This is a genomic window from Roseateles chitinivorans, from assembly GCF_002761755.1.
Lineage (GTDB): Bacteria > Pseudomonadota > Gammaproteobacteria > Burkholderiales > Burkholderiaceae_C > Roseateles > Roseateles chitinivorans.
This window is the reverse complement of sequence record NZ_PEOG01000087.1, coordinates 1-20,968: the sequence shown is the minus strand read 5'-3', so window position 1 is coordinate 20,968 and position 20,968 is coordinate 1. Positions and strand designations below refer to the sequence as shown.

Here is a 20,968-nt window from a genome sequence, read left to right as displayed (position 1 = left end):
CTTTCCGCTCAATCGCCTCCGCACGCTCGGCATTCGCTTCAAGGGGGCACCGGCCTGGGCCCCTGCGGGACAGTCGGGCAGTGCGGCGCGGTGCGGTGCGGTGCAGTGCAGTGCGGAGGTTACCGGGGGAAATCGGGCGCTTATCCGGCTAAAGGACAGGCGGGCGCGGCCGAACAATGGCGGGGCTCGATGGTCTCGTCGGGCACCCCGTCGAACCCAGGCAGAAGGCAAACCCGATGAACGAGCTGATGGCCCGTTTGCAGAACCTCCTCGGACCCCGCGCCGCCATCGTGCAGGCGCTCGGGGCACCGATCGCCATCATCATCATCCTGTCGATGATGGTGCTGCCCCTGCCGGCCTTCGCGCTGGACCTGTTCTTCACCTTCAACATCGCCATGTCCATCATGGTGATGCTGGTCGCGTCGCAGATGGTCAAGCCGCTGGACTTCGCGGCCTTCCCGACCGTCCTGCTGATCACCACGCTGCTGCGCCTGTCGCTGAACGTCGCCTCTACACGCGTGGTGCTGCTGGAAGGCCACACCGGCGCCGGCGCCGCGGGCAAGGTCATCGAATCCTTCGGCCACTTCCTGATCGGCGGCAACTTCGCCGTCGGCCTGATCGTCTTCGCGATCCTGGTGGTCATCAACTTCATCGTGGTGACCAAAGGCGCCGAGCGCATCGCCGAGGTCGGCGCACGCTTCACCCTGGACGCGATGCCCGGCAAGCAGATGGCGATCGACGCCGACCTGTCCGCCGGCCTGATCGACGAGAAGGAAGCCAAGCGCCGCCGCGCCGAACTGGGCGACGAGGCGGACTTCTTCGGCTCCATGGACGGTGCCTCCAAGTTCGTCCGCGGCGACGCGATCGCCGGCATCCTGATCCTGTTCATCAACATCATCGGCGGCTTCGTCATCGGCGTGGCCCAGCACGGGCTGTCCGCCGGCCAGGCCGCCGACAGCTACATCCTGCTGGCCGTCGGCGACGCGCTGGTGGCCCAGATCCCGGCGCTGCTGATCTCGGTGTCGTCGGCGCTGGTGGTGTCGCGCGTCGGCAAGGACAAGGACGTCGGCCAGATGATCGGCTCCCAGGTGTTCGGCTCGACCAAGGCGGTCGCGATCACCGCCGGCGTGATCGGCCTGCTGGGCCTGATCCCCGGCATGCCGCACCTGGTCTTCCTGATGATCGCCGGCGCGATGGGCTACCTTGCGTACTGGCTGCGAACCAAGGAGCAGGCCAAGCAGGCCGCCGAGCTCAAGAAGCCGGCCGCGCCGGTGCCGGGCGCGCCGAACCCGGATGCCGAGGCCTCATGGGACGACGTGGTCGCCGTGGACACGCTGGGCCTGGAAGTGGGCTACCGCCTGATCACCCTGGTGGACAAGTCGCGCGAAGGCGACCTGCTGAGCCGCATCAAGGGCGTGCGCCGGAAGTTCGCGCAGGACATCGGCTTCCTGCCGCCCTCGGTGCACATCCGGGACAACCTGGAGCTGCGCCCCAGCCAGTACCGCGTGACGCTGCGCGGCGCGGTGATCGGCGAGGCCGAGGCCTACCCGGGCATGTGGCTGGCGATCAACCCCGGTCATGCGACGCAGAAGCTGATCGGGACGCCGACAACGGATCCCGCCTTCGGACTGCCGGCGGTCTGGATCGAGGAGCGGCAGCGGGATATGGCGCAAATGGCGGGCTTTACCGTCGTTGATTGCGCGACCGTGGTGGCCACGCATCTTTCACACTTGCTGCAAGTTCACGCGGCCCGATTGTTGGGCCGGGTGGAAACCCAGCAGCTGGTGGATCACCTCACCAAGCAAGCGCCTCAGCTCATCGAAGACGTGATTCCGAAGATGGTCAATGTCGCCGCCCTGCAACGCGTTCTCCAGTTCCTGCTGGAGGAGGGCGTGCACATCCGCGACATGCGTTCCATCGTGGAAAGCCTGGCGGAGAACGCCGGTCAGACCACGGACCCGGCCGAGCTGGCCCGTCGCATCCGCATCCACATCGCCCCGGCGATCGTGCAGCAGATCTACGGTCCGGCGAAGGAACTGGATGTCATCGCCCTCGATCCGGAGCTGGAGCGCCTGGTCACGCAGGCCCTGCACTCGCCCCACGGCGCGGCGCTGGACCCCGGTGTGGCCGACACGCTTGCGCGCAGTGCCGCCCAGAACGCCCAGTCGCAGGAGGACCGCGGTCTGCCTGCCTGCCTGCTGGTGCCCGATCTGATTCGCGCTCCCTTGGCCCGACTGCTCAAGCGCGCCGCGCCGCGGCTGAAGGTCCTGGGACACAGCGAGATTCCTGAAACGCACACGATCCGCATCGGCTCCATCATCGGAGGCACGGCATGAACGTCAAACGCTTTACCGCCCGCAGTTCCCGCGAAGCCATGGCCCTGGTCCGCCAGGCCTTTGGCGACGACGCGGTCGTGCTCTCCAACAAGCCGTGCCCGGAAGGCGTGGAAGTACTGGCGATGGCGCCGGAAGGCATGTCGCAGATCGAGCGCGTCGCCGCGTCGACGCCGCGCGCTGCCGCCACGCCGCGCCCGGCCGCCCAGCCGCAGCGCCAGGAAGCGCAACCGCGTCAGGCGCTCAAGCAGCGCCTGGCCGCATCGCCGGCCCCGCAGCGCGCCGAGCCCGGCTTCGGCGGCTCGGTCGGCGAGGACGTCAACGCGATGGCCATGAGCACGCTGTCCTTCCAGGACTACGTGCGCGAGCGCATGCTCAAGCGCCGCTCGGCCGAGCTGAACGGCCTGCCCGATCCGATGATCGACGAGCCGGCGCCCTCCGCCTATGCCCAGGCGCAGATGAACGAATCGGTCGCCTCGATGGCCGCGCAGCGCGACCAGCGCGCCCGTGCCGCGATGCAGACCCTGGGTGCGCGTCGCGTCGACGAGCGCGCCTACGAGCCGCCCGCTCCGGCGCCCGCGCCGCGCATCGTGCCGCCGGTGCTGCGTGACGAGATCCGCGTGCAGCAGCCGGTCGCCGACCTGGGCGGCCTGGGTGGCGGCTTCGGCGGTGCGCATCCGCTGAACGACATGCCGGCGTCGTCGCGTCGCGAGCAGGAAATGATGTCCGAGCTGCGCGCCATGAAGGGCATGATCGAGGAGCGCTTCGGCGCCCTGGCCTTCATGGAGAAGCTGCAGCGCCAGCCCGCGCAGGCCCGCCTGACGCAGAAGCTGCTGGACGCCGGTTTCTCCCCGGCGCTGGTGCGCAAGCTGGTCGAGGGCCTGCCGGCCCCGATGACCGAGGAATCGGAATCGCAGGCCTGGGCCTCGAACGTGCTGGCCCGCAATGTCCATACCGCCGAGCAGATGCCGGCGCTGGAAGACCAGGGCGGCGTGTTCGCGATGATCGGCTCGACCGGTGTCGGCAAGACGACGACGACGGCCAAGATCGCCGCGGCCTTCGCCACCAAGTACGGCGCCAGCCAGCTGGGCCTGATCACCCTGGACGCCTACCGGATCGGCGCTCACGAGCAGCTGCGCGCCTATGGCCGCATCCTCGGCGTGCCGGTGCACACGGCGCATGACCGCGCCTCGCTGGAAGACCTGCTGGAACTGCTGGCGGGCAAGAAGATGGTGCTGATCGACACGGCCGGCACCGCTCAGCGCGACAGCCGGACCGCCGAGCTGCTGGACATGCTGGCGCACAAGAGCATCAAGCGCATCCTGGTGGTCAACGCCGCTCAACAGGGCGAGACGATCGAGGATGTGGTCGGCGCCTGGCGCGGCGCGGAGGCGCAGGGCGTGATCCTGTCCAAGCTGGACGAGGCGGTGAAGCTGGCCCCGGCGCTGGACACGGTGATCCGTCACAAGCTGCGGGTGCTGGGCGTCACCAACGGCCAGCGCGTGCCGGAAGACTGGCACCGCCTGTCGTCGCAGGCGCTGGTGCAACGGGCGCTCCGCAGCCACGGCCAATCGGCCTGGCGCATGGACGCCTCGGACGTCAACCTGATCTTCACCGCCGGCTCCGTCGGCGCGTCGGCCGGCGCGGCCTCGCCCATGGGCCTGAACTGACCGCACGGAACGTGCGCCTGTCCGGCTTGCCGGAGCGGGCAGGGCGGAGGGTCTCTCCCCCTGAAGTCCTTGAAAAAGGGAAGAGCCTTGCTCTTCCCTTCTGCCATTGGGGCTTTGTTTACCCGACCTTCCACCATGGTGGTCAACTCGCCAGGTAGGCGACGCAGGCCGGAGACGAGCCGGAGGTCGCGGGGCCAGAGGCGAGCAGGGTGGGACGCGGCAGAGAAAAGCGGGGTGTTTCCCCCTTTCAATTCCGCGTCGAGAGGTGGCCCCCGGGGCGAAACTTCCGGTAACGGCTCCAGCAATGGCGCTTCCCGTCAGAGGGGAAACGGCGGCTGGAACCCAACACGTAAGACGACACAGAGCAGCCCAATGCGCGATTTCAGCAATGCTCCCAAGGACCAGGCCGATGGCCTGCGACGCCTCTTCGCCACCGCGCGGGTGCGCGTGGTGCCAGTGGTGAGCAATCCGCATGTGGTGGGCAGCGGCGCGCTGCTCGAAGGCATGTGCGCCGCCTTCGGCGAGCTGGGCCTGCACACCCTGGTGGTGGATGCCGGCGAGCAGGCCTCGGCGCCGTCCGACCTCGCGGCGGTGGACCTGGCGGCGTGCGTGGAGCCGCTGTCGGCCAAGGTGTCCTTCCTGGCCGCGCGCGGACTGCCGCTGCGCTACATCAATGCCAACGGCTCGGCCGCCCAGTTCCTGGAAGCGGTGACCGACGCGGCCCCGTTCGCGGACGTGATCCTGCTGCATGCCAGCGCGGCCGAACTGAGCCGCGTGCTGGTGTCGCGCGAGGTGCGTCCGGTGCTGCTGGCCGACACCGACGTGCAGAGCGTGACCTACGCCTACGCCGGCATGAAGTGGCTGACCCAGCGGGCGGGCCTGATGGTCTACAGCCTGCTGCTGGCCTGCAATCCGCAGTTGCGCCTGGCCGAGCGGATCGCCCAGCAGCTCTCGAGTTGTGGTGACGGCTTCCTCGGCGCGGTGCTGCGCGAGTGGGCCTGCCTGGATCCCCGCCAGCCGGTGACGGCGCCGCTGACGCACGAGATGCGTCACATGGCGCGCGAGCTGCTGCTGGCGTCGGTGCCCGGTGCGGCGCTGGACAGCGCCGCCGATGCGATGCCGCTGCGTCCGCGGCCGATGTGGCAGCCCAAGGCCGGCCGCGCCCCGCAAGGCGTGACCCTGGCTGCGCATTGACCCCGGATGGGAGACGAGACGATGTACACCGCCAAGGGTCAACTCGACAACAACTCGCTGATCCGCCAGTACAGCCCGCTGGTGCGCCGCCTGGCCCATCAGATGATCGCCAAGCTGCCGGCCAATGTGGAACTGGACGACCTGATCCAGGTCGGCCTGATCGGCCTGACCGATGCGCTGTCGCGCTTCGACACCGCCCAGGGCGTGCAGTTCGAGACCTTCGCGACGCAGCGGATCCGCGGCGCGATGCTCGACGAGCTGCGCGGCAGCGACTGGATGAGCCGCGGCAACCGCCGCCAGCAGCGTTCGATCGAGAGCGCGGTGCACAAGCTCGAGCAGAAGCTGGGGCGCGCGCCGCAGGAATCGGAGATCGCCGCGGAGATGGGCATCTCGCTGGGCGAGTACCAGGAGATGCTCGGCAAGGTGCGCGGCACGCAGCTGGTCTATCTGGAGGACATCTCCGGGGATGACGAGAGCGACGACTACCTCGATCGCCATGTCAGCGACGAATCGGCCGATCCGATGTCGATGCTGCGCGACCACCGCATGCGCGAGGCGCTGGTGGAGGCGATCAAGAACCTGCCGGAGCGCGAGGGCTACGTCATGTCCATGTACTACGAACATGACATGAACCTGAAAGAGATCGCGGCCGTGTTGAAGGTGACCGAATCGCGGGTGTGCCAGCTGCACAGTCAAGCGATTGCCCGATTGCGCGTGAAGCTGCGCGACTGGTAAAACGGGCCGCACAGCGGCCGCAGTCCTTGTGGTCCAAGAACCATGAGGGGAATGTCCGATGTGGGACTCATTGCGCAGGCGCGCCGGGAAGGCGTCGCCTGACGCGTCGGAGGACGGCGCCGGGCTCGGCGCGCGCGAGCCGACGCTGCAAGGCAAGACCACCACCGTCGTCCGGGAGCTGTCGGGCGGGGTGTCCAAGCTGGGCCGCGACGCGGCCGAGGTCCGCGGACTGCTGGAGGACACGCAGAAGGTCGTGACCTCGCAGGCGCAGGCGATGCAGGCGCTGGGCGCGGAACTCGAGCAGGTCCGGCATGCGCAGGACGGCATCAATCAATCGACCAACCAGACCCGCGAGGCGGTGGAGCGTGCGCGCACGGCGCTGTCCGGCGTGGGCGACGAGGTCGGCGAGATCGTCTCGACGCTGCGGCAGGTGAGCGATGCGGCGTCGGAGATCACGAAGATCGCGCTGCAGACGCGGCTGGTGGCGTTCAATGCTTCGGTGGAAGCCAAGCGTGCCGGCGAGGCGGGTCGCGGATTCGGGGTCGTGGCCGATGCGGTGAAGGATCTGGCGGCGCAGGTGGAGGCGTCGTCGAAGGCCATCATGGGCACGGTGGGGACGCTGGACACCCGGATCGAGAGCTTCAGCCGCGAGCTGCGGGCCGACGGCTCCGGCGGGACGGGGCAGAGCAAGATCCACCAGGCGTTCGCGGATGTCGAGGTCGACGTGGACCTGATCGCGAAGTCCGCGCAGGAGAGCCAGGCGACGACGCAGTTGCTGGCGGCGCGCTCGGGCGAGCTGGGCGTCGAGATCCAGCAGGCGATGCGCAAGCTGGATTCGGCGTTCGCCTGCAGCGACCGGTTCCTGCGGCTGTCGGAGCAGATGATCGAGCAGATCGCGTCAAGCGGCGTGGAAGTCGAGGACTCGCCGTACATCCAGGCGGTGCAGGGCGCGGCGGCGGAGATTTCCTCGCTCCTCGAGCGCGCGGTGGCGGAGCGGAAGATCGACGTCGCGGCGCTTTTCGACGAGCAGTACCAGCCGATCGCCGGGACCGATCCCCAGCAGTTCACCACCCGCTTCACGCAGCTCGCGGATCAGCTGTTCCCGCAGGTGCAGGAGCGGGTGCTGACCTTCTCCGACAAGGTGGTGTTCTGCATCGCGGTCGACCGCAACGGCTACGTCGCTACCCACAACAAGCGGTACTGCCAACCGCAGCGAGCGGGCGACACGGCCTGGAACACGGCCAACAGCCGTTACCGCCGGATCTTCAACGACCGCACCGGGCTGGCGTCGGCGCGGAACCAGCGCCCCTTCCTGCTCCAGACCTATCGCCGCGACATGGGCGGTGGGAATTTCGTGCTGCTCAAGGAAGCTTCTGCGCCGGTCACCGTTGCCGGGAGGCATTGGGGTGGGGTGCGGTTGGCGTTTGGGTTTTAGAGTTGACGGGATCCACCCACCACCCTCCCAACGATGTTTTCACCGACCTCGCAATCCACCGGCCTGCTGGACTCTGGCGTCCTTGAGCGGTCCGTCGCTGCTCAGGCCTGGACCTACGGCTGGGCCATTTCCCGAAGCACGCCAGCGCCGATCCAACGGGCCGGCTATTGGGAAGTCCGCGTCGGGAAGCCGGAGCAGGTCACCCGTTACGTGCTGCCGCACCCGGATCCGGAACTCCTTCGACAACTCGTCGCCACGGGATCCGGTGCGGGGACGTGGTTGAAGGTCTGCGCGCCGCTGCAGAGCGTGGCGCCATGGCTGTCCGGGGACTGGACGCTCCATGCCCCGGAGTTCCTGATGAGCGTCGCGCTCGCGCGCAGCGCCGGGCCGTTCGTCGCGGGTTACCGCGTCCGCACCGAGCGGGTGGGCGCGCTGCTGCGGGCGACCGTCCTCACCGATGGCGGCGATCTCGCCGCGAGCGGCCAGGCCGCCATCGACGGCGCCTTCGCGACCTTCGATCAGATCGTGACCGCCGAGGCTCATCGGAGGCGGGGGCTCGGACGGATCGTGATGGCCGCGCTGACGAATGGCGCGCTCGACGATGGCGCGCGTCATGGCGTGCTGGTGGCCACCGAGGCGGGGGCCGCGTTGTACGCCGTGCTGGGCTGGTCGACCGTGTCGCTGGTCACGGCGGCTTCGATGCCGGTGGACTTGGGTTAAGCGTTTCGCATTGGCGCGATCACGCGACAACGGCGCGTGGAATGAAGCCTTGGTCTGTCAGCGCCTTGATCACCCCGCGCAGCAGCGTGCTGTTGCTGAATCCGATGGTGTACTGACGCGCCTCCGGATGGGTTGGCTGGAGCATCCCATTCGCGAGCAACTTGCGAATCTGATAGGTGCGCTGAGCCGGTGAACTCTTCGGCATGGCATCGGCGAGGTCGGCCGACCTCACGACCTTCCGGAGAACGGCGACCTTCAGAACGCTTTCCTCTTGCTCGGTGATCCATTGCCGTTCGCGCGCGTGGGCGATCGCAGGAAGCAGGATCTCGGCCGTGAGGTTCCGGTAATCGGCCAAACGATCGACCTTGTTCAACTCGTCTCTCACACCGGTCAACACATAGGTGCACCACGTCTCGAGCGCGGCATCCGTCCCCTTGTCTGCCAACGAAAGCATCGCGTAGTACTTCTCCCGGTCAGCGCAGAACACCGCCGCTGGATTCAACAGACGTCCGTCCTCAGCGGTCATTCGGAATCCGTACTTGATGAGGAGCGCGTAGGTGAAGAGGCGCACAACGCGGCCGTTGCCGTTGCCGAACGGATGGATCCAGGCAAAGCGATGGTGCGCGAGGGCCACCTTCATCAAGTCGTACTTGCGCTGGTCGTCCCGATTGACGAAGTCGACCAACTCTCCCATGTAGGCCCCGATGCGGACGGCATCCGGGGGCGCGTGCTCGGACATCGCGATGCCGACAGACCCGCTCCGGTAGGCCCCTGGCGTCTTGTCGCCTTCGCGCTCCAGTCCATCGACCGTCATCGCGTGAAGACCGCGGATGAAGTGTTGGCTCAGCGCGGAGCCGGGCTCGAGCCCCGCGTCGATCTCGTCCATCGCATGCTCGATGTTGGCGATTTCCCGCAGCGAGTCGATCTCTTGATCAGCACGTTGCAAGGACGCAGGCTCTCCGAACTTGGTCTCCACGTAGTCCGCCAGCGTGGTGTGGTTGCCTTCGATGCGAGCGGAGGCGAGGCTCTCCAGCAGATGGAACACCTGCTTGAGTTGCATGAACACCATCGGCGGCGTCGTTCCATTGAGCTGCAGTCGTCGCAGGTGTTCCAAGTCGGTGAGCACGTCCAGCAGCGGCGACGAAAAGCTGGGATTGAGGAGCCGCAGCGGATGTTCCAGAAAGGTCGCCATGTGCGTAGGAAGTGAAATGGACAAATTCGATATGTTGAATTTGACGGGAATTCTTTAGTGCTGACAATGACTTGGCGATGTAGCCATTCGGCAGTAAGTTGAATCGCGTCGGCGCGGATGTTGAATCGATGACATGCGCCAGTCGGATCCCGGTCGGTTTGACGAGAGCCTGGAGCGTGTCCGAAGCACCTTTTGCCCTGCGCTGGTGATACAAGGTCCGGTCCATCGCTCCGCCGGCAGGCCGCCCTAGGCATCAATCCTGCTGCCCCGACGCCGATGCCCTTGATCGACTCCCCGGACCCCTCCGATCCCCGCGCCGCCGACCTCCGCCGCATGAAGCTGGTGGCGTTGGGCTGCCTGCTCGCCTCGCTGGCCGGCCTGGGCCTCAGCCTCGCGATGGGCGCCAGCGGCCCCTGGGCCTGGCTCAAGGCCTTCTGCGAAGCCGCTGCCATCGGCGGCCTGGCCGACTGGTTCGCCGTCGTCGCGCTGTTCCGCCATCCGCTCGGCCTGCCCATTCCCCACACGGCGCTCATCCCGCAAGGCAAGCACCGCATCGCCGACAGCCTGGCCGAGTTCGTCCGCGACAACTTCCTTCATCCCGAGGTCTTACTTCAGAAGCTCGAGATCCTCAATCCGGCCGAACGCCTCGGCCAGTGGCTGCGGGTGCCGGCCAACCTTGCGCAGGTCACTGGCTCCGTCCGCGCCATGGCCATCGAGGGCATCTCGCTGCTGCACGAGCAGGCGGTGCGCCGCGCCATCGGCGAGTTCCTCGTCGCCCGGGCGCTGTCCTGGAATGCCACCGCCACCGCCGCCTCGGTGCTGGACGTGCTGACCAAGTCCGGCCGCCATCAGGACGTGCTCGACGGCGCGCTGTCCAAGCTGCGCGACTACCTCGCCACGCCCGAGGTGCGGATGCTGGTTGCCGCGCGCCTGGTGAAGTTCGCCCGCGCGCAGTGGCCGAAGGCGACCTCGCTCGTCGACACGATCGCCAACGTCGACAAGATGGCCGACAGCCTGTCCGACAAGCTCGCGCTCCAGCTGGTCGAGGAAGTGCAGACCGCGCTGTCGCAGCCCGATCACTCGGTACGCCGCCAGTTCGACGACTGGATCCATGAATTCATCGAGCGCCTGCGCCAGGACCCGGCGTTCTCCCGCGAGGTGAACGCGATGAAGGACCGCGTGGTGCAGAGCGACGACGTGCGCGCCTACCTCGACGGTGTCTGGACCGAGGTCCGCGCGACCATCGAGCGCGACCTGCAGCGCGAGGATTCCGTGCTGATGCGCCACCTGGACCATTCGCTCGCGGGGCTCGGCGACCGGCTGAGCCGGGATCCGGCGCTGGTGCAGGCGATCAACGAGCATGTGCTCTCGGCCGCCGGCCGCATGGTCGGCGGTATGCGAGAGGGCGTGACTCGCCACATCGCGTCGACGGTCAAGTCCTGGGATGACCGCAGCCTCGTCCGCCAGATCGAGTTGAGCGTCGGCCGTGATCTGCAGTTCATCCGGCTCAACGGGACGCTGGTGGGCGGCGTGATCGGACTGCTGCTCCACGCGGTCACGGCGGTGATGCAGCGCTGAGGCGCATTCCGCTCGTGGCCGATTCATCGCGGCGGGTCATCGAAGCGGCAAAGGGCGTTGTGCGATCGGCAACGCCCCTTCCGGTGCTCACAAGGCCTTCAGGAACACCACCAGGTCCTTCTTTTCCTGCTCGGTGAGCTTGGTCTCCAGCACCAGGTTGAAGAACTCCACCGAGTCCTCCAGCGTCAGCAGCCGGCCGTCGTGCAGGTAGGGCGGCGAGTCCTTGATGCCGCGCAGCGGGAAGGTCTTGATCGGCCCGTCCATGTTGGCCATCCGCCCATTGATCATCCGCGGCTTGAAGAAGCGCTCCGTCCGCAAGTTGTGCATCAGGTTGTCCGTGTAATACGGCGGCGCATGACAGCTCGCGCAGGTGGCCTTGCCGAAGAACAGCTGCTGGCCACGCAACTCCTGCTGCGACGCCTTCCTCGGATCCAGCTTCCCGTCGATGCCCAGCTTCGGCGCCGGCGGAAAGTCCAGCAGCGCCTGGAATTCCGCCATGAAGTGCACCTGGCTGCCGCGCTCCAGCACATTCACGCCCTTCTTGGTGGCGATCACCGGATCCCCGTCGAAGTAGGCGGCGCGTTGCTCGAACTCGGTGAAGTCCTCCACCGTCTTCAGGGCGCGTTGCGAGCCGAACAGCCGCTGCACGTTCACCCCGCGCAGCGTCGGCGTGTCGATCCGGTGCCGGAACTCCTGCGGCCGGATGTCACCGACCAGGTGGGTCGATGCATTGGTGTGGCCGTTGGCATGGCAGTCCAGACAGGCCACGCCGCGGCTGGGCTTCAGCGAGCGCCGGTCATCCGTCTGGTTGAACTGCTGCTGCGGGAATGGCGTCACCAGCAGCCGCACGCCTTCCAGCTGCTTCGGGTTCAGCACGCCGTTGAACAGCCGGAAGTAGTTGTTGATCGTCACCAGCTCGCCCTTGGACACGTCGCCCAGATCGGGCCGCGTCGTCAGGAAGATCGGCGCCGGGAACTCCGGCAGGAAGTGGTCCGGCAGGTCGAAGTCCAGGTCGAAGCGCGTCAGGTCGCGGTCGATCTCCTGGCGCCGGATCTCGTCGATGTGGAACTTCGGGAACAGCATCCCGCCCTCGGGATGGTTCGGATGGGGCAGCGGCAGGAAACCCTTGGGGAACAGGTCCTTGGCCTTGATGTCGTCCGGGCTCATCGCGGCCAGTTGGTCCCAGCTGACGCCGCGCGGCAGACGGACCCGCACGCCGTCCTGCAGGGCCTTGCCCTTGGTCATCGTCGTGCCCGGGGCCGGCCGGTTGGCAAGGTCGTAGCGTTCGTTGAGCAGCGCCGCATGCGTCCGCGCCAGGCCGGGTTTCGCGGCGCTCATGCGCTTGACGATGCTGTCGAAGTCCTCGGTGATGACGACCGGCATGTAGCTGGACGGCGGCGCTGCCGTTTCGCCCATCGCGGTGTTCATCGCCAGGAGCACGGAGGCCGCCGCGGCGGCGGTGCCGAGCAGGGCCAGCCGTTGCCAGCCCCCGCGGCGGGATGCGCGTGATGTCATGTCTTCTCCCTTTCCGGTGGACGGGGTGCCCATGCCGGTGCTGCGAGCGGCGGCAATCGCAAGTCCCGGCCGCGACGGGACTGCGCTTGTGTGGGCCACCGCACACAGGGGCAAGGACTGGCCCCAAGCTAGGTGATCGCGGCCTCTGCGGGCCCTCGCGACACAGCCAGTCTCGACCGTAGTCCATGACGCCGGTCGATCCCAATAGAACCTTGTGATGCGGTCGATAGCTGGCCCAGGTGGCGCGGCGGCTGACTCTTGTTGCTGGTTCGCCCCACAACTTTCAGGCAGGCGCTGACAGGCCGGGGTGGAAGCGGTCTTCACATTTGGCGTTCCTTGGCTATCGCGGCGCTTCCCCTGCGTGAAGAGACTGCCTGCTTCCTTCAGGCATCGACACCACGTCCATTCCCATGCAGAAACTTCTCGCTTCCCTTTCCCCGGCCCCGCAGGCGACCGTCCCCGCACCCACCGACGCGCCCGAGCCGCCGCGCGCCAAGGCACGGCCGCGAACTCGCGAGGAAGAGGAGGCCGACGCGGTCGCTTCCGAGGCAGCGGCATCGCCGGTCGCGACCGAGGGCGGCGGTCCGAGCGGTTATCTCTACGCAGGCGGTGCCGCGCTGCTGCTGCTGGGCGTGGCCGGCGGCGGCGGAGGCGGCGGCTCCAGCGGGCCGGAAGCCCAGGGCAGCAACGATCCGCGCCCGAAGCCCGACGCGCAGCCAGGGCCGACGCCGCAGCCCGATCCCGCTCCTGGACCGAAACCCGAGCCCCAACCGAAGCCCGAACCCGAGCCCAAGCCGGAGCCTCAACCGAAACCGGATCCCGAGCCGAAGCCGAAGCCGGAGCCTCAACCGAAACCAGATCCCGAGCCGAAGCCGGAGCCCCAACCGAAGCCAGACCCCGAGACGAAGCCGGAACCTGAGCCGAAGCCTGACCCCGACCCGAAGCCCGAGCCTGAACCGAAGCCCGACCCCGAGCCGAACCCGAAGCCAGATCCTGAGCCGAATCCGAAGCCCGAGCCGGAACCCCTGCCGCCGCCACCCCGTCCGACGCTGCGTTTGCTGCGCGACACTGGCGCTCCGATCACGGCCGACCCGAACCGGGACTCCACGCGCGATGGCGTGACCGCCGATGCGACCGTGCTGGTGGAAGGCCTGGTCCCGGGCGCCCGCTGGCACTACAGCATGGACGGCACCACCTGGTTCGAAGGCAAGGATGGGCGCGTCGAGCCCGGCTTCTTCGATGACGGGGACGGCGCCAAGGTCGTCCATGTGCAGCAAGCCATCGAAGGCGGGGCGTCGCCCAGCCCGATCCAGACGCTGAGCTTCGTACTCGACACCGAACCGCCGGCGCCGGCCGGGATCCGGCTCGTCAACGACACCGGCGTGGACACCACGGACCGCGTTACCGCCGATCCGCGGCTGGTGCTCGACCTGGCACCGGGCGCCACCTGGACCTACACCTTCGATACCGGCCGCGCCGGCACCGTCGTGGGCGGCAACACGATCCCGGCGTTCGAACTGCCCGACGGCACCCGGACCGTGGAGATCATCCAGTACGACGGCGCCGGCAACAGCACGGCCACGCGGCTGACTTTCGAGCTCGATCGCACACGGCCGTCGATGCTGAGCGCGACGCTGCTCAACGATACCGGCGCCAGCGCGACCGACGGCGTGACCCGGGACGGCACCATCCAGGTATCCGGCCTCACGCCGGGTTGCCGCTGGCAGTACCGCATCGACAACGGCAGCTGGCGCGATGGCGACGACTCGATGCGGATCGAAACGGCCGCGCTCGGCAAGGACGGCTACATGCATGTCGACATCACGCAGGTCGACCGCGCCGGCAATCGCAGCGAGGAGGTGATCGTGCGCCTGGAACTGGACCGCGAGGCTCACGCCCCGACCTTGCGCCTGAAGCACGACACCGGCTCCAGCGACTCCGACTACGTCACGGCCGATCCGGCGCTCGCCCTCTCGGGCCTGGAGCGGGGCGCCACTTGGGAGCTGCTGGGGTCGGGTGGCTTGCACGCGAGCGGGACGTCGGCGGATACCCTGCCGACGCCGTCCATGTCCTCCGACATCTTGCGGATGCGCGTGCGGCAAACGGACTTGGCCGGCAATGTCAGCGACTACGCGTTGCCGTTGCAGGCGTTCGTCACCTCCGAGGACGAGGCCAATGCCCGCCAGCCGGTGCTGCGCCCGGCGGCTGGCCCGGTGTTGAGCGGCACGTCAGGGCAGGATGATTTCGTGTGGACCGCCAACGCGAACGGCACGGCGAGCTACCTGACCAACTACCGGCGCGATCAGAACGATGTCCTGGACCTGAGCGCCGTGTTGACGGTCGGCCCGGGCAAGACGATCCGCGACGTCGTGACGAAGGACCTGCGCGCCGGCGGCATCATGGGGGTCGAACTGCTCTGGAAGGCGGACGACGGGCGGGACACCATGGTGGCCCTGTGGAACGTCGCGGCCACCGACACGATCCTGATCCGCACCAGCGACGGCCTGCACGTCCTCTGAGCCAGGGACGGGCATGACCGAGGTGGCGGGCGCCGGTATCCCCTAGACTCCGGCGCTCGTCCTCCCATCCAGCCGCTGGAGTCGCCATGCCCCGATACGTTGCCTTCCTCCGCGGTGTCAGTCCGATGAACGCCCGGATGCCGGACCTGGTCCGCGCCTTCGAGGCCGCCGGCTTCACCCGGGTGAAGACGGTGATCTCCAGCGGCAACGTGGTGTTCGACCACGACGGGGCGCCGGTCGACGAGCTCGAACGTCTGGCCGAGCAGGCGATGACCGATGCGCTCGGCAAGACCTTCGGCACGACGGTGCGGCCGGTCGATCACCTGCGCCGCATCGTCGACGCGGACCACCACACGCCCTTCGATCCGCCGGCCGAGGCCAAGCGGCTGATCACCTTCCTCAAGCGCCCGCATGAGGAGCCGGTCGCGCTGCCGCTGAAAGGCGAGGGGGCGGCGATCTGCAAGCTGGAGGGCGTCGAGGTCTACAGCCACTACCTGCCCAACGACAAAGGGCCGCTGTTCATGACGATGCTGGAGAAGACCTTCGGGAAGCAGATCACGACGCGCACCGTGGACACGGTGCGCAAGTGCATCAAGGCCTGACCGGGAATCGTGGGGGGAGGTGAGCGGCCTCAGGCCACGCACGCCCGGTTCTTGCCGGTGCGCTTGGCTTCGTAGAGCGCCTCGTCGGCGCGGTCCAGCGCCTGCTCCATCGTTTCGCCCGGGCGGAACAGGGTCACGCCGGCCGAGAAGGTGACGAAGACGTCGCGCCCCTCGTGCATGAACAGGCTGGCCGATAACGAGCGCTGCAGCCGCAGCAGCACCGCCTGCGCCTCCTCGAGTGGCGCCTCCGGCAGGATCAGCACGAACTCCTCGCCGCCCCAGCGACCGACCTTGTCGCCGGGCCGCAGCAATCCCGACACCCGCGCCGCCAGGGACTTCAGCGCCTCGTCGCCTGCGGCATGGCCGAGGTTGTCGTTGAGCTTCTTGAAGTTGTCGATGTCCAGCAGCGCCAGCGCCAGCGGCTTGGGGTCGCGCTCGAGCTTGGCCCGCTCGGTCTCGAAGCTGGCGATCAGGCCGCGCCGGTTGGCGATTTGCGTCAACTGGTCGGTCTGGACCTCGCTGGAAAGCTTGCGCAGCTCGCCCTCGAGCTGCTCCACGCGCTCGGCCAGTTGGGTCGCGCGGTCGTGCTCGTCGCGCAACCGGCCCTGCGTGGTCTGCACCAGCGACTGCACGCTGCGGCTTTCCTCGACCATCTCGCGCACCACGCCGGCCAGGCTTTCCAATGAATCCGCCTGCTCGATCACGGTGGCGTACTTGCCGACGCTGTCGCTGAAGCGGTCGGTGTGCTGGCCGAGTTCGCCGAGCTCCTGCAGCATCCGGTTGATCAGGCCCTTGAGCGCGTCGCGGGCGCGGCCGCGTTCCTCGCGCAGGCTGTGCTGACGCTCGCGCGTGCTGTGCAGCAGCTCGCTGACCGAGCGCACGCTGCGCGCCGTCAGCCCCTGCGCCAGTGTCTGTCCCATCGCCTCGCACTGGCCCTGCGCCCAGGAGTCATCCTCGGCCAGATCGGCCAGGCTGCCGGTGAGCTCGCCGCAGAGCTTGCCCAGCTCATTGAAGGCATGGTTGCGATGGTCCAGCCAGCGCCGCGCGCGGATGCACAGCGCGTCCATCTGGGCGGCGCGCTCGAGCGTGGCGCCATCGCGGACCAGCTCGGCGTGCGCGACGCCCAGCGCGTCGATCAGTTCCTGCGCGCGCACGTCGTCCGCGGAAAGCGCGTGGCGCACGGTGCCGTTCAGGTGGGTGGCGACCTCGGGCCACGACTGCGGACCGCCGGGCAGCGCCGCACTGCCGTCCGCGCCGGCCGGCACGCCGTCCATCAAGGTGTCGAGCGAGCCGTAGCGACCGCCGGCCGCTCCTGCCGCGGGCTCGGCCGGCGGCTGGGCGTTCTCTTCGTCGGTGAAGAACTGCGTCGGCGTGCCGGCGCGGTCCTCGTCGTCGCCCGCCTCGCCGCTCGCCTCGTCGTCGAGGGCAGCGCCCGAGGGCGCCGCGCCGGTGCCGACGGTCGACGGCAGCTCGTCGAGCGGCGCCGGCTGCGTCTCCACGCGCGTGTCGCCGACGTCCGAATCCCAGCTCGCCACCAGTTGCCGCAGCCGCAGCGTCAGCCGCTGTGGATCGCTGCGGTTGCTCTGCAGCACGCGCAGCACGCCGTCCTTCTTGCGCGCCAGCGTCCATTGCCGGCCGCCGCGCTCCAGGCCGCGCATCATCCGCTCGATCAACTGGGCCAGCTGCTCCGCCTGCGCGCCGGGGCCGTGGGTCTGCTGCAGCGCCTCCAGCGCACGCTGCAATTCGTCCCAGCGGCCTTCCTTCAATTGCGTCGCGAAGCCCTGGCGCTGTTGCGGATCGGGCACGGCCAGGCCCAGCAGGCGCGCCATCGACGCCTGCGCGCGCTCCGGCATCTGCAGGGACGCGCCGGCGCCGCGGGACGGCTCACCGGCCTCCTGGGCGTAGGCGCGGGCGTAGTTCTCGGGGGTCGGCTCCAGCTTGTCCAGCGCCAGCCGGCGCAGGGCCGCTTTTGCCAGGAGAGCGGGGGGCTGCTGCGGCATCGGTCGGGGGCTCGGTGAAACGGAGGAGGGCGCTGGCGGCTCGCGGCACGCGACCGGATCAGCGCATCGGGCTTTCGTCGCCGACCTCGGTGGTCGGCAGGATCCAGGGCGCCTTGCGCGGCAGCACCGTCTGCGCCAGCCAGCGCTCGAGCTCGTCGGGCGGCAGCGGCTTGCTGAACAGGAAGCCCTGCATCAGGCTGCAATCCAGCCGGCGCAGCACTTCCATCTGGCGCAGTGTCTCGACGCCTTCGGCGATGACCTGCAGGCCCAGCGAGCGCGCCAGCGCGATGATCGCCGTCACCACGGCGGAACTCTGCGGCGTGATGCCCAGGTCGCGCACGAAGCTGCGGTCGATCTTGACTTCCGAGATCGGCAGCGTCGTCAGGTAGGCGAGCGAGGAATAGCCGGTGCCGAAGTCGTCGATCGAGATCTCGACGCCGACCTCGTTGAGGCGGTGCAGCGACGGGATCACGCTTTGCAGGTCCTTCATCAGGCCCGTCTCGGTGATCTCCAGCTGAATCGCGCGGTGCGGCACGCCCCACTGGCTGACGAACTGATGGATGTGCTCGACCAGGTCCGAGCGCTCGAACAGCCGGTTCGGCAGGTTCACCGCGATCGATTCGCTGAAGCCGAAATTCAGTTGCCAGACCTTGGCCTGGCGCGCCGCCTCGCGCAGCGCCCATTCGGACAGCGGCACGATCAGGCCGGTTTCCTCGGCCAGCGGGATGAACTCGCCGGGCGGCACCAGCTGGTTGCCGCGGCGCCAGCGCATCAGCGCCTCGGCGCCGACCATGCGGGCGGTGCGCACGTCGATCTTGGGCTGGTAATGCAGCACCAGTTCGTCGCGCTCGATCGCCTTGTGCAGCGCGGACTCCAGCTCGAGCTTCTCCCGGCCGCGACCCGCCAGCATCGGCGAATACAGCGCCGAGGCATTGCGGCCCTGGTTCTTGACCGCGTACATCGCCACGTCGGCGTTGCGCAGCAGGTCGGCCATCGTCAGGCCGTCGCGCGGGTAGAGCGCGATGCCGACCGACGCGGTCACGAAGCACTCCTGGCCAGCGATGAAGATCGGCTCGCGCAGCGCGTCCAGCACCCGATCGGCGACGCGCTCGGCATCGCCCTCGTCGCCGACCTCGGGCAGCAGCGCGACGAACTCGTCGCCGCCCAGGCGGCCCACCGCCTCCAGCGTGCGGTGCGAGCGCGTGCCGACCGACTCCAGCATGCCTTCCATCACCTGATCGCTGTGGCGCACGCAGGAGCGCAGCCGGCGGCCGACTTCCATCAGCAGGTCGTCGCCGGCGGCATGGCCGAGCGTGTCGTTGATGACCTTGAAGCGGTCCAGGTCGATCAGCAGCAGGCCGACCTCATGGCCCATGCGGCGGCCGGCCTCGATGGCGCGCTCGGCGCGCCACATCAGCTGGCGGCGGTTGGGCAGGCCGGTCAGCGCGTCGAAGTTGGCCAGCTCGCGGATGCGGTCCTCGGCCATCCGACGATCCGTCACGTCCTGGATCACGCCGGTGTAGCCGCAGGCGTTGCCGTGCTCGTTGAACTCCGGCTCCGCCTCGATGTGGATGACGCGCTTGCGGCCGTCCAGCAGGGTGAAAGGCAGGTCGGTCACCAGGACCGAGTTGTGGGCGACCACGTCGCGCAGCAGCCGCATGAACAGCAGCCGCTCCTCGCGCGGGACCATGCGCATCACGCCGATGAAGTCCAGCGGATCGGCCGGCCCGCGGCCGAAGACGCGCAGCGCCTCGTTGGCCAGCTTGAAACCGTGGCCGGTCTGCCACTCGAAGCTGCCCATCCGGGCCAGGTCCTGCGCGCGCGCCAGCTTGGACTTGCTGCGCTCCAGTTCCTGGCGCGTGCGCGAGCTGCGCAGCATGTAGCGCAGGCGGCCGGCCAGCAGCCGCCATTGGGTGGACTTGACGAAGAAGTCGGTGGCGCCGGCCTGGTAGGCGCGGTTGATCGAGGCCTCGTCGTCCAGGCCGGTCAGCATCAGGATCGGCGCGTTCTCGAAACCGGGCAGGGCGCGCAGCCGCTCGCAGGTCTCGAAGCCGTCCAGGTCGGGCATCAGCGCGTCCAGCACGATCAGCTCGGGCGTCCACTGGGTCACCAGCTGCAGCGCCTGCTGGCCGCCGGTCAGCGCGGTGACCTCGAAGCCGTGCTCCTGCAGCGCGGCCTCGATCAGCATCAGGTTGACCGGGTCGTCGTCGACCAGCAGGACGCGTGGTCGTTCGATCAGTTCGCCTTCCTTCACAACGCGGCTCATCGCTGGGCTTGCACCAGTTGCTGCATCGCCAGCCGGGCGGCGGCGATGTCGTCCAGGGCGATGCCGATCAGGTCGGCCAGGCCGTCCTCATGACCGGCGCGGGCCAGGCCCTCGATCTCGGCGCAGCGCTGGGACAGCACCGCCGCGCCCAGGCTGGCCGCGGCGGACTTCAGCGTGTGCGCCACATGGCGCAGGCCGTTGAGGTCGCGCGGCGCGTCCAGGCCCTGCGCGAGCACCTGCTCCTGCTGATCCAGCGACTTCAGGAAGGCGGCCACGACACGCTCCAGCAGATGGTTCACGCCCTCCGGGTCCAGCTCGCGCAGACGGGCGAGGGCCTGGTCGTCCAGCACGGCGGGTTCGGGCTGAGTCCGGGAGGGCATGGTCGTGGCGTGGTCCGGTGACATCTTCTGATCATGGCGCCGCATGGACGTTCCACGCGGAGTTGCGGGCCATTGTCGTTCACCAGGAGGATGGAGTCGTGGGAAAAAGCCGTCAATTCTGGTGTTCTTGGGGCTGTCGCTCGGGGTAAGTCCCGGGTCCGGTGTCGCATCGGCGCCTCCGCGCCGCTGTGGTGCGGTGGTGAATCCTCCGTGAGTGGTCGGTGAGGCCTACATACAATGGCTAGCATGAATAGGTTGGGGGACGCCGCCGCTCGTCGTCGGCCATGGAAGGGTGCCGCGCTGGCCTTGGGGCTGGCGGTCGTGGTCCTGCTCCTGCTGCTGGCGGTGAACCTCGAGCCCACCGGCCCCGGCCTCGTCCTGACCGCCGTGATGGCGGGCGCGACGCTGATGATCTTCGTCGCGGCGCTGACCTGGCACCTGGCGGTGCGGTTGGCGCGGGCCCAGTTCGGCGAGTTGCTGCGCGAGAGCCGCCAGCAGGCCCAGGTCCTGACGCAGCTGCAAACCGACTGGCTCTGGCAGACCGATGCGCAGCATCACCTCGTGCGCTGGCAGGCGTCGACCGGCGCGCCGGCCTCGAGCTGGGCCGGCACCGCGGTGAACGGCGCGGTGACGCAGCGGCTGTGGGAGCGCTTCGAGCCCCTGGCCGGCGCGGATGGCATATCGCAGGACGTGCGGGCGCGGGTCGAGCCGGGCCATTCCTTCGAGCGGCTGCGGGTCGTCGATGCCCAGGGGCGGCGCTGGGAACTCCGCGCGCAGGCGATGACCGACGCCGCCGGCCGCTTCGCCGGCTTCCTGGGCGCGGCCCGGG

At 68.7% G+C, this 20,968-nt stretch carries 14 protein-coding genes and 1 pseudogene; 10 read left to right on the top strand and 5 right to left on the bottom strand.

Annotated features, from left to right (window positions below; translation table 11 throughout):
• Positions 1-236 precede the first annotated feature (236 nt).
• From flhA to CS062_RS25970, 6 genes are all read left to right on the top strand, one after another.
• The gene (gene flhA, locus CS062_RS22365) at positions 237-2,336 is read left to right on the top strand and encodes a flagellar biosynthesis protein FlhA (RefSeq protein ID WP_099863809.1); all 2,100 of its coding nucleotides are present in this window, start codon (positions 237-239) and stop codon (positions 2,334-2,336) included.
• Positions 2,333-4,003 carry a flagellar biosynthesis GTPase FlhF gene (flhF, locus tag CS062_RS22360; RefSeq protein WP_099863808.1) on the top strand — a complete coding sequence of 557 codons (1,671 nt, stop codon included), beginning with the start codon at positions 2,333-2,335 and terminating at the stop codon, positions 4,001-4,003. The genes flhA and flhF overlap by 4 nt, the downstream gene beginning before the upstream one ends.
• A 372-nt stretch (positions 4,004-4,375) precedes the next feature.
• Complete coding sequence (locus CS062_RS22355; RefSeq protein ID WP_099863806.1) at positions 4,376-5,197, top strand: MinD/ParA family ATP-binding protein; 822 nt, start codon at positions 4,376-4,378, stop codon at positions 5,195-5,197.
• 21 nt (positions 5,198-5,218) lie between these two features.
• On the top strand, positions 5,219-5,932 hold the full coding sequence (locus tag CS062_RS22350; RefSeq protein WP_099863804.1) for an RNA polymerase sigma factor FliA: 714 nt from the start codon (positions 5,219-5,221) through the stop codon (positions 5,930-5,932).
• 58 nt (positions 5,933-5,990) lie between these two features.
• Entirely contained in the window at positions 5,991-7,367 is a 1,377-nt protein-coding gene (locus CS062_RS22345; protein WP_099863802.1) for a methyl-accepting chemotaxis protein, read from the top strand.
• 33 nt (positions 7,368-7,400) lie between these two features.
• Entirely contained in the window at positions 7,401-8,087 is a 687-nt protein-coding gene (locus CS062_RS25970; RefSeq protein WP_143742454.1) for a GNAT family N-acetyltransferase, read from the top strand.
• Between the two features lie 19 nt (positions 8,088-8,106).
• Here CS062_RS25970 and CS062_RS22335 read toward each other — a convergent pair whose 3' ends face one another.
• Positions 8,107-9,279 (bottom strand): Fic family protein, encoded by a 1,173-nt coding sequence (locus CS062_RS22335; RefSeq protein ID WP_099863799.1) that lies wholly within the window; start codon positions 9,277-9,279, stop codon positions 8,107-8,109.
• A 276-nt stretch (positions 9,280-9,555) separates the two neighbouring features.
• On the opposite strand from CS062_RS22335, the gene CS062_RS22330 reads away from it, so the two are divergent.
• Complete coding sequence (locus CS062_RS22330) at positions 9,556-10,857, top strand: DUF445 domain-containing protein (RefSeq protein ID WP_099863797.1); 1,302 nt, start codon at positions 9,556-9,558, stop codon at positions 10,855-10,857.
• 87 nt (positions 10,858-10,944) lie between these two features.
• On the opposite strand, the gene CS062_RS22325 is transcribed toward CS062_RS22330, so the two are convergent.
• A complete protein-coding gene (locus CS062_RS22325; RefSeq protein WP_199174321.1) occupies positions 10,945-12,372 on the bottom strand; it encodes a hypothetical protein in 1,428 nt (475 codons plus the stop codon).
• A gap of 410 nt (positions 12,373-12,782) precedes the next feature.
• On the opposite strand from CS062_RS22325, the gene CS062_RS22315 reads away from it, so the two are divergent.
• Together CS062_RS22315 and CS062_RS22310 are read left to right on the top strand one after the other, a co-directional pair.
• Entirely contained in the window at positions 12,783-14,891 is a 2,109-nt protein-coding gene (locus tag CS062_RS22315) for an Ig-like domain-containing protein (protein WP_158238896.1), read from the top strand.
• Between the two features lie 86 nt (positions 14,892-14,977).
• Entirely contained in the window at positions 14,978-15,493 is a 516-nt protein-coding gene (locus CS062_RS22310) for a DUF1697 domain-containing protein (RefSeq protein ID WP_099863791.1), read from the top strand.
• Positions 15,494-15,522: 29 nt separating this feature from the next.
• Here CS062_RS22310 and CS062_RS22305 read toward each other — a convergent pair whose 3' ends face one another.
• The 3 genes from CS062_RS22305 to CS062_RS22295 are packed head-to-tail and all read right to left on the bottom strand — an operon-like array spanning position 15,523 to position 20,139.
• The gene (locus tag CS062_RS22305; protein WP_099863789.1) at positions 15,523-17,493 is read right to left on the bottom strand and encodes a GGDEF domain-containing protein; all 1,971 of its coding nucleotides are present in this window, start codon (positions 17,491-17,493) and stop codon (positions 15,523-15,525) included.
• A 58-nt stretch (positions 17,494-17,551) separates the two neighbouring features.
• Entirely contained in the window at positions 17,552-19,759 is a 2,208-nt protein-coding gene (locus tag CS062_RS22300; protein WP_091722460.1) for a putative bifunctional diguanylate cyclase/phosphodiesterase, read from the bottom strand.
• Complete coding sequence (locus CS062_RS22295) at positions 19,756-20,139, bottom strand: Hpt domain-containing protein (RefSeq protein WP_233218211.1); 384 nt, start codon at positions 20,137-20,139, stop codon at positions 19,756-19,758. Before CS062_RS22295 ends, CS062_RS22300 begins: the two co-directional genes overlap by 4 nt.
• A gap of 246 nt (positions 20,140-20,385) precedes the next feature.
• Here CS062_RS22295 and CS062_RS22290 point away from each other — a divergent pair.
• Positions 20,386-20,968: pseudogene (locus CS062_RS22290) on the top strand (hypothetical protein); the annotation flags it as partial.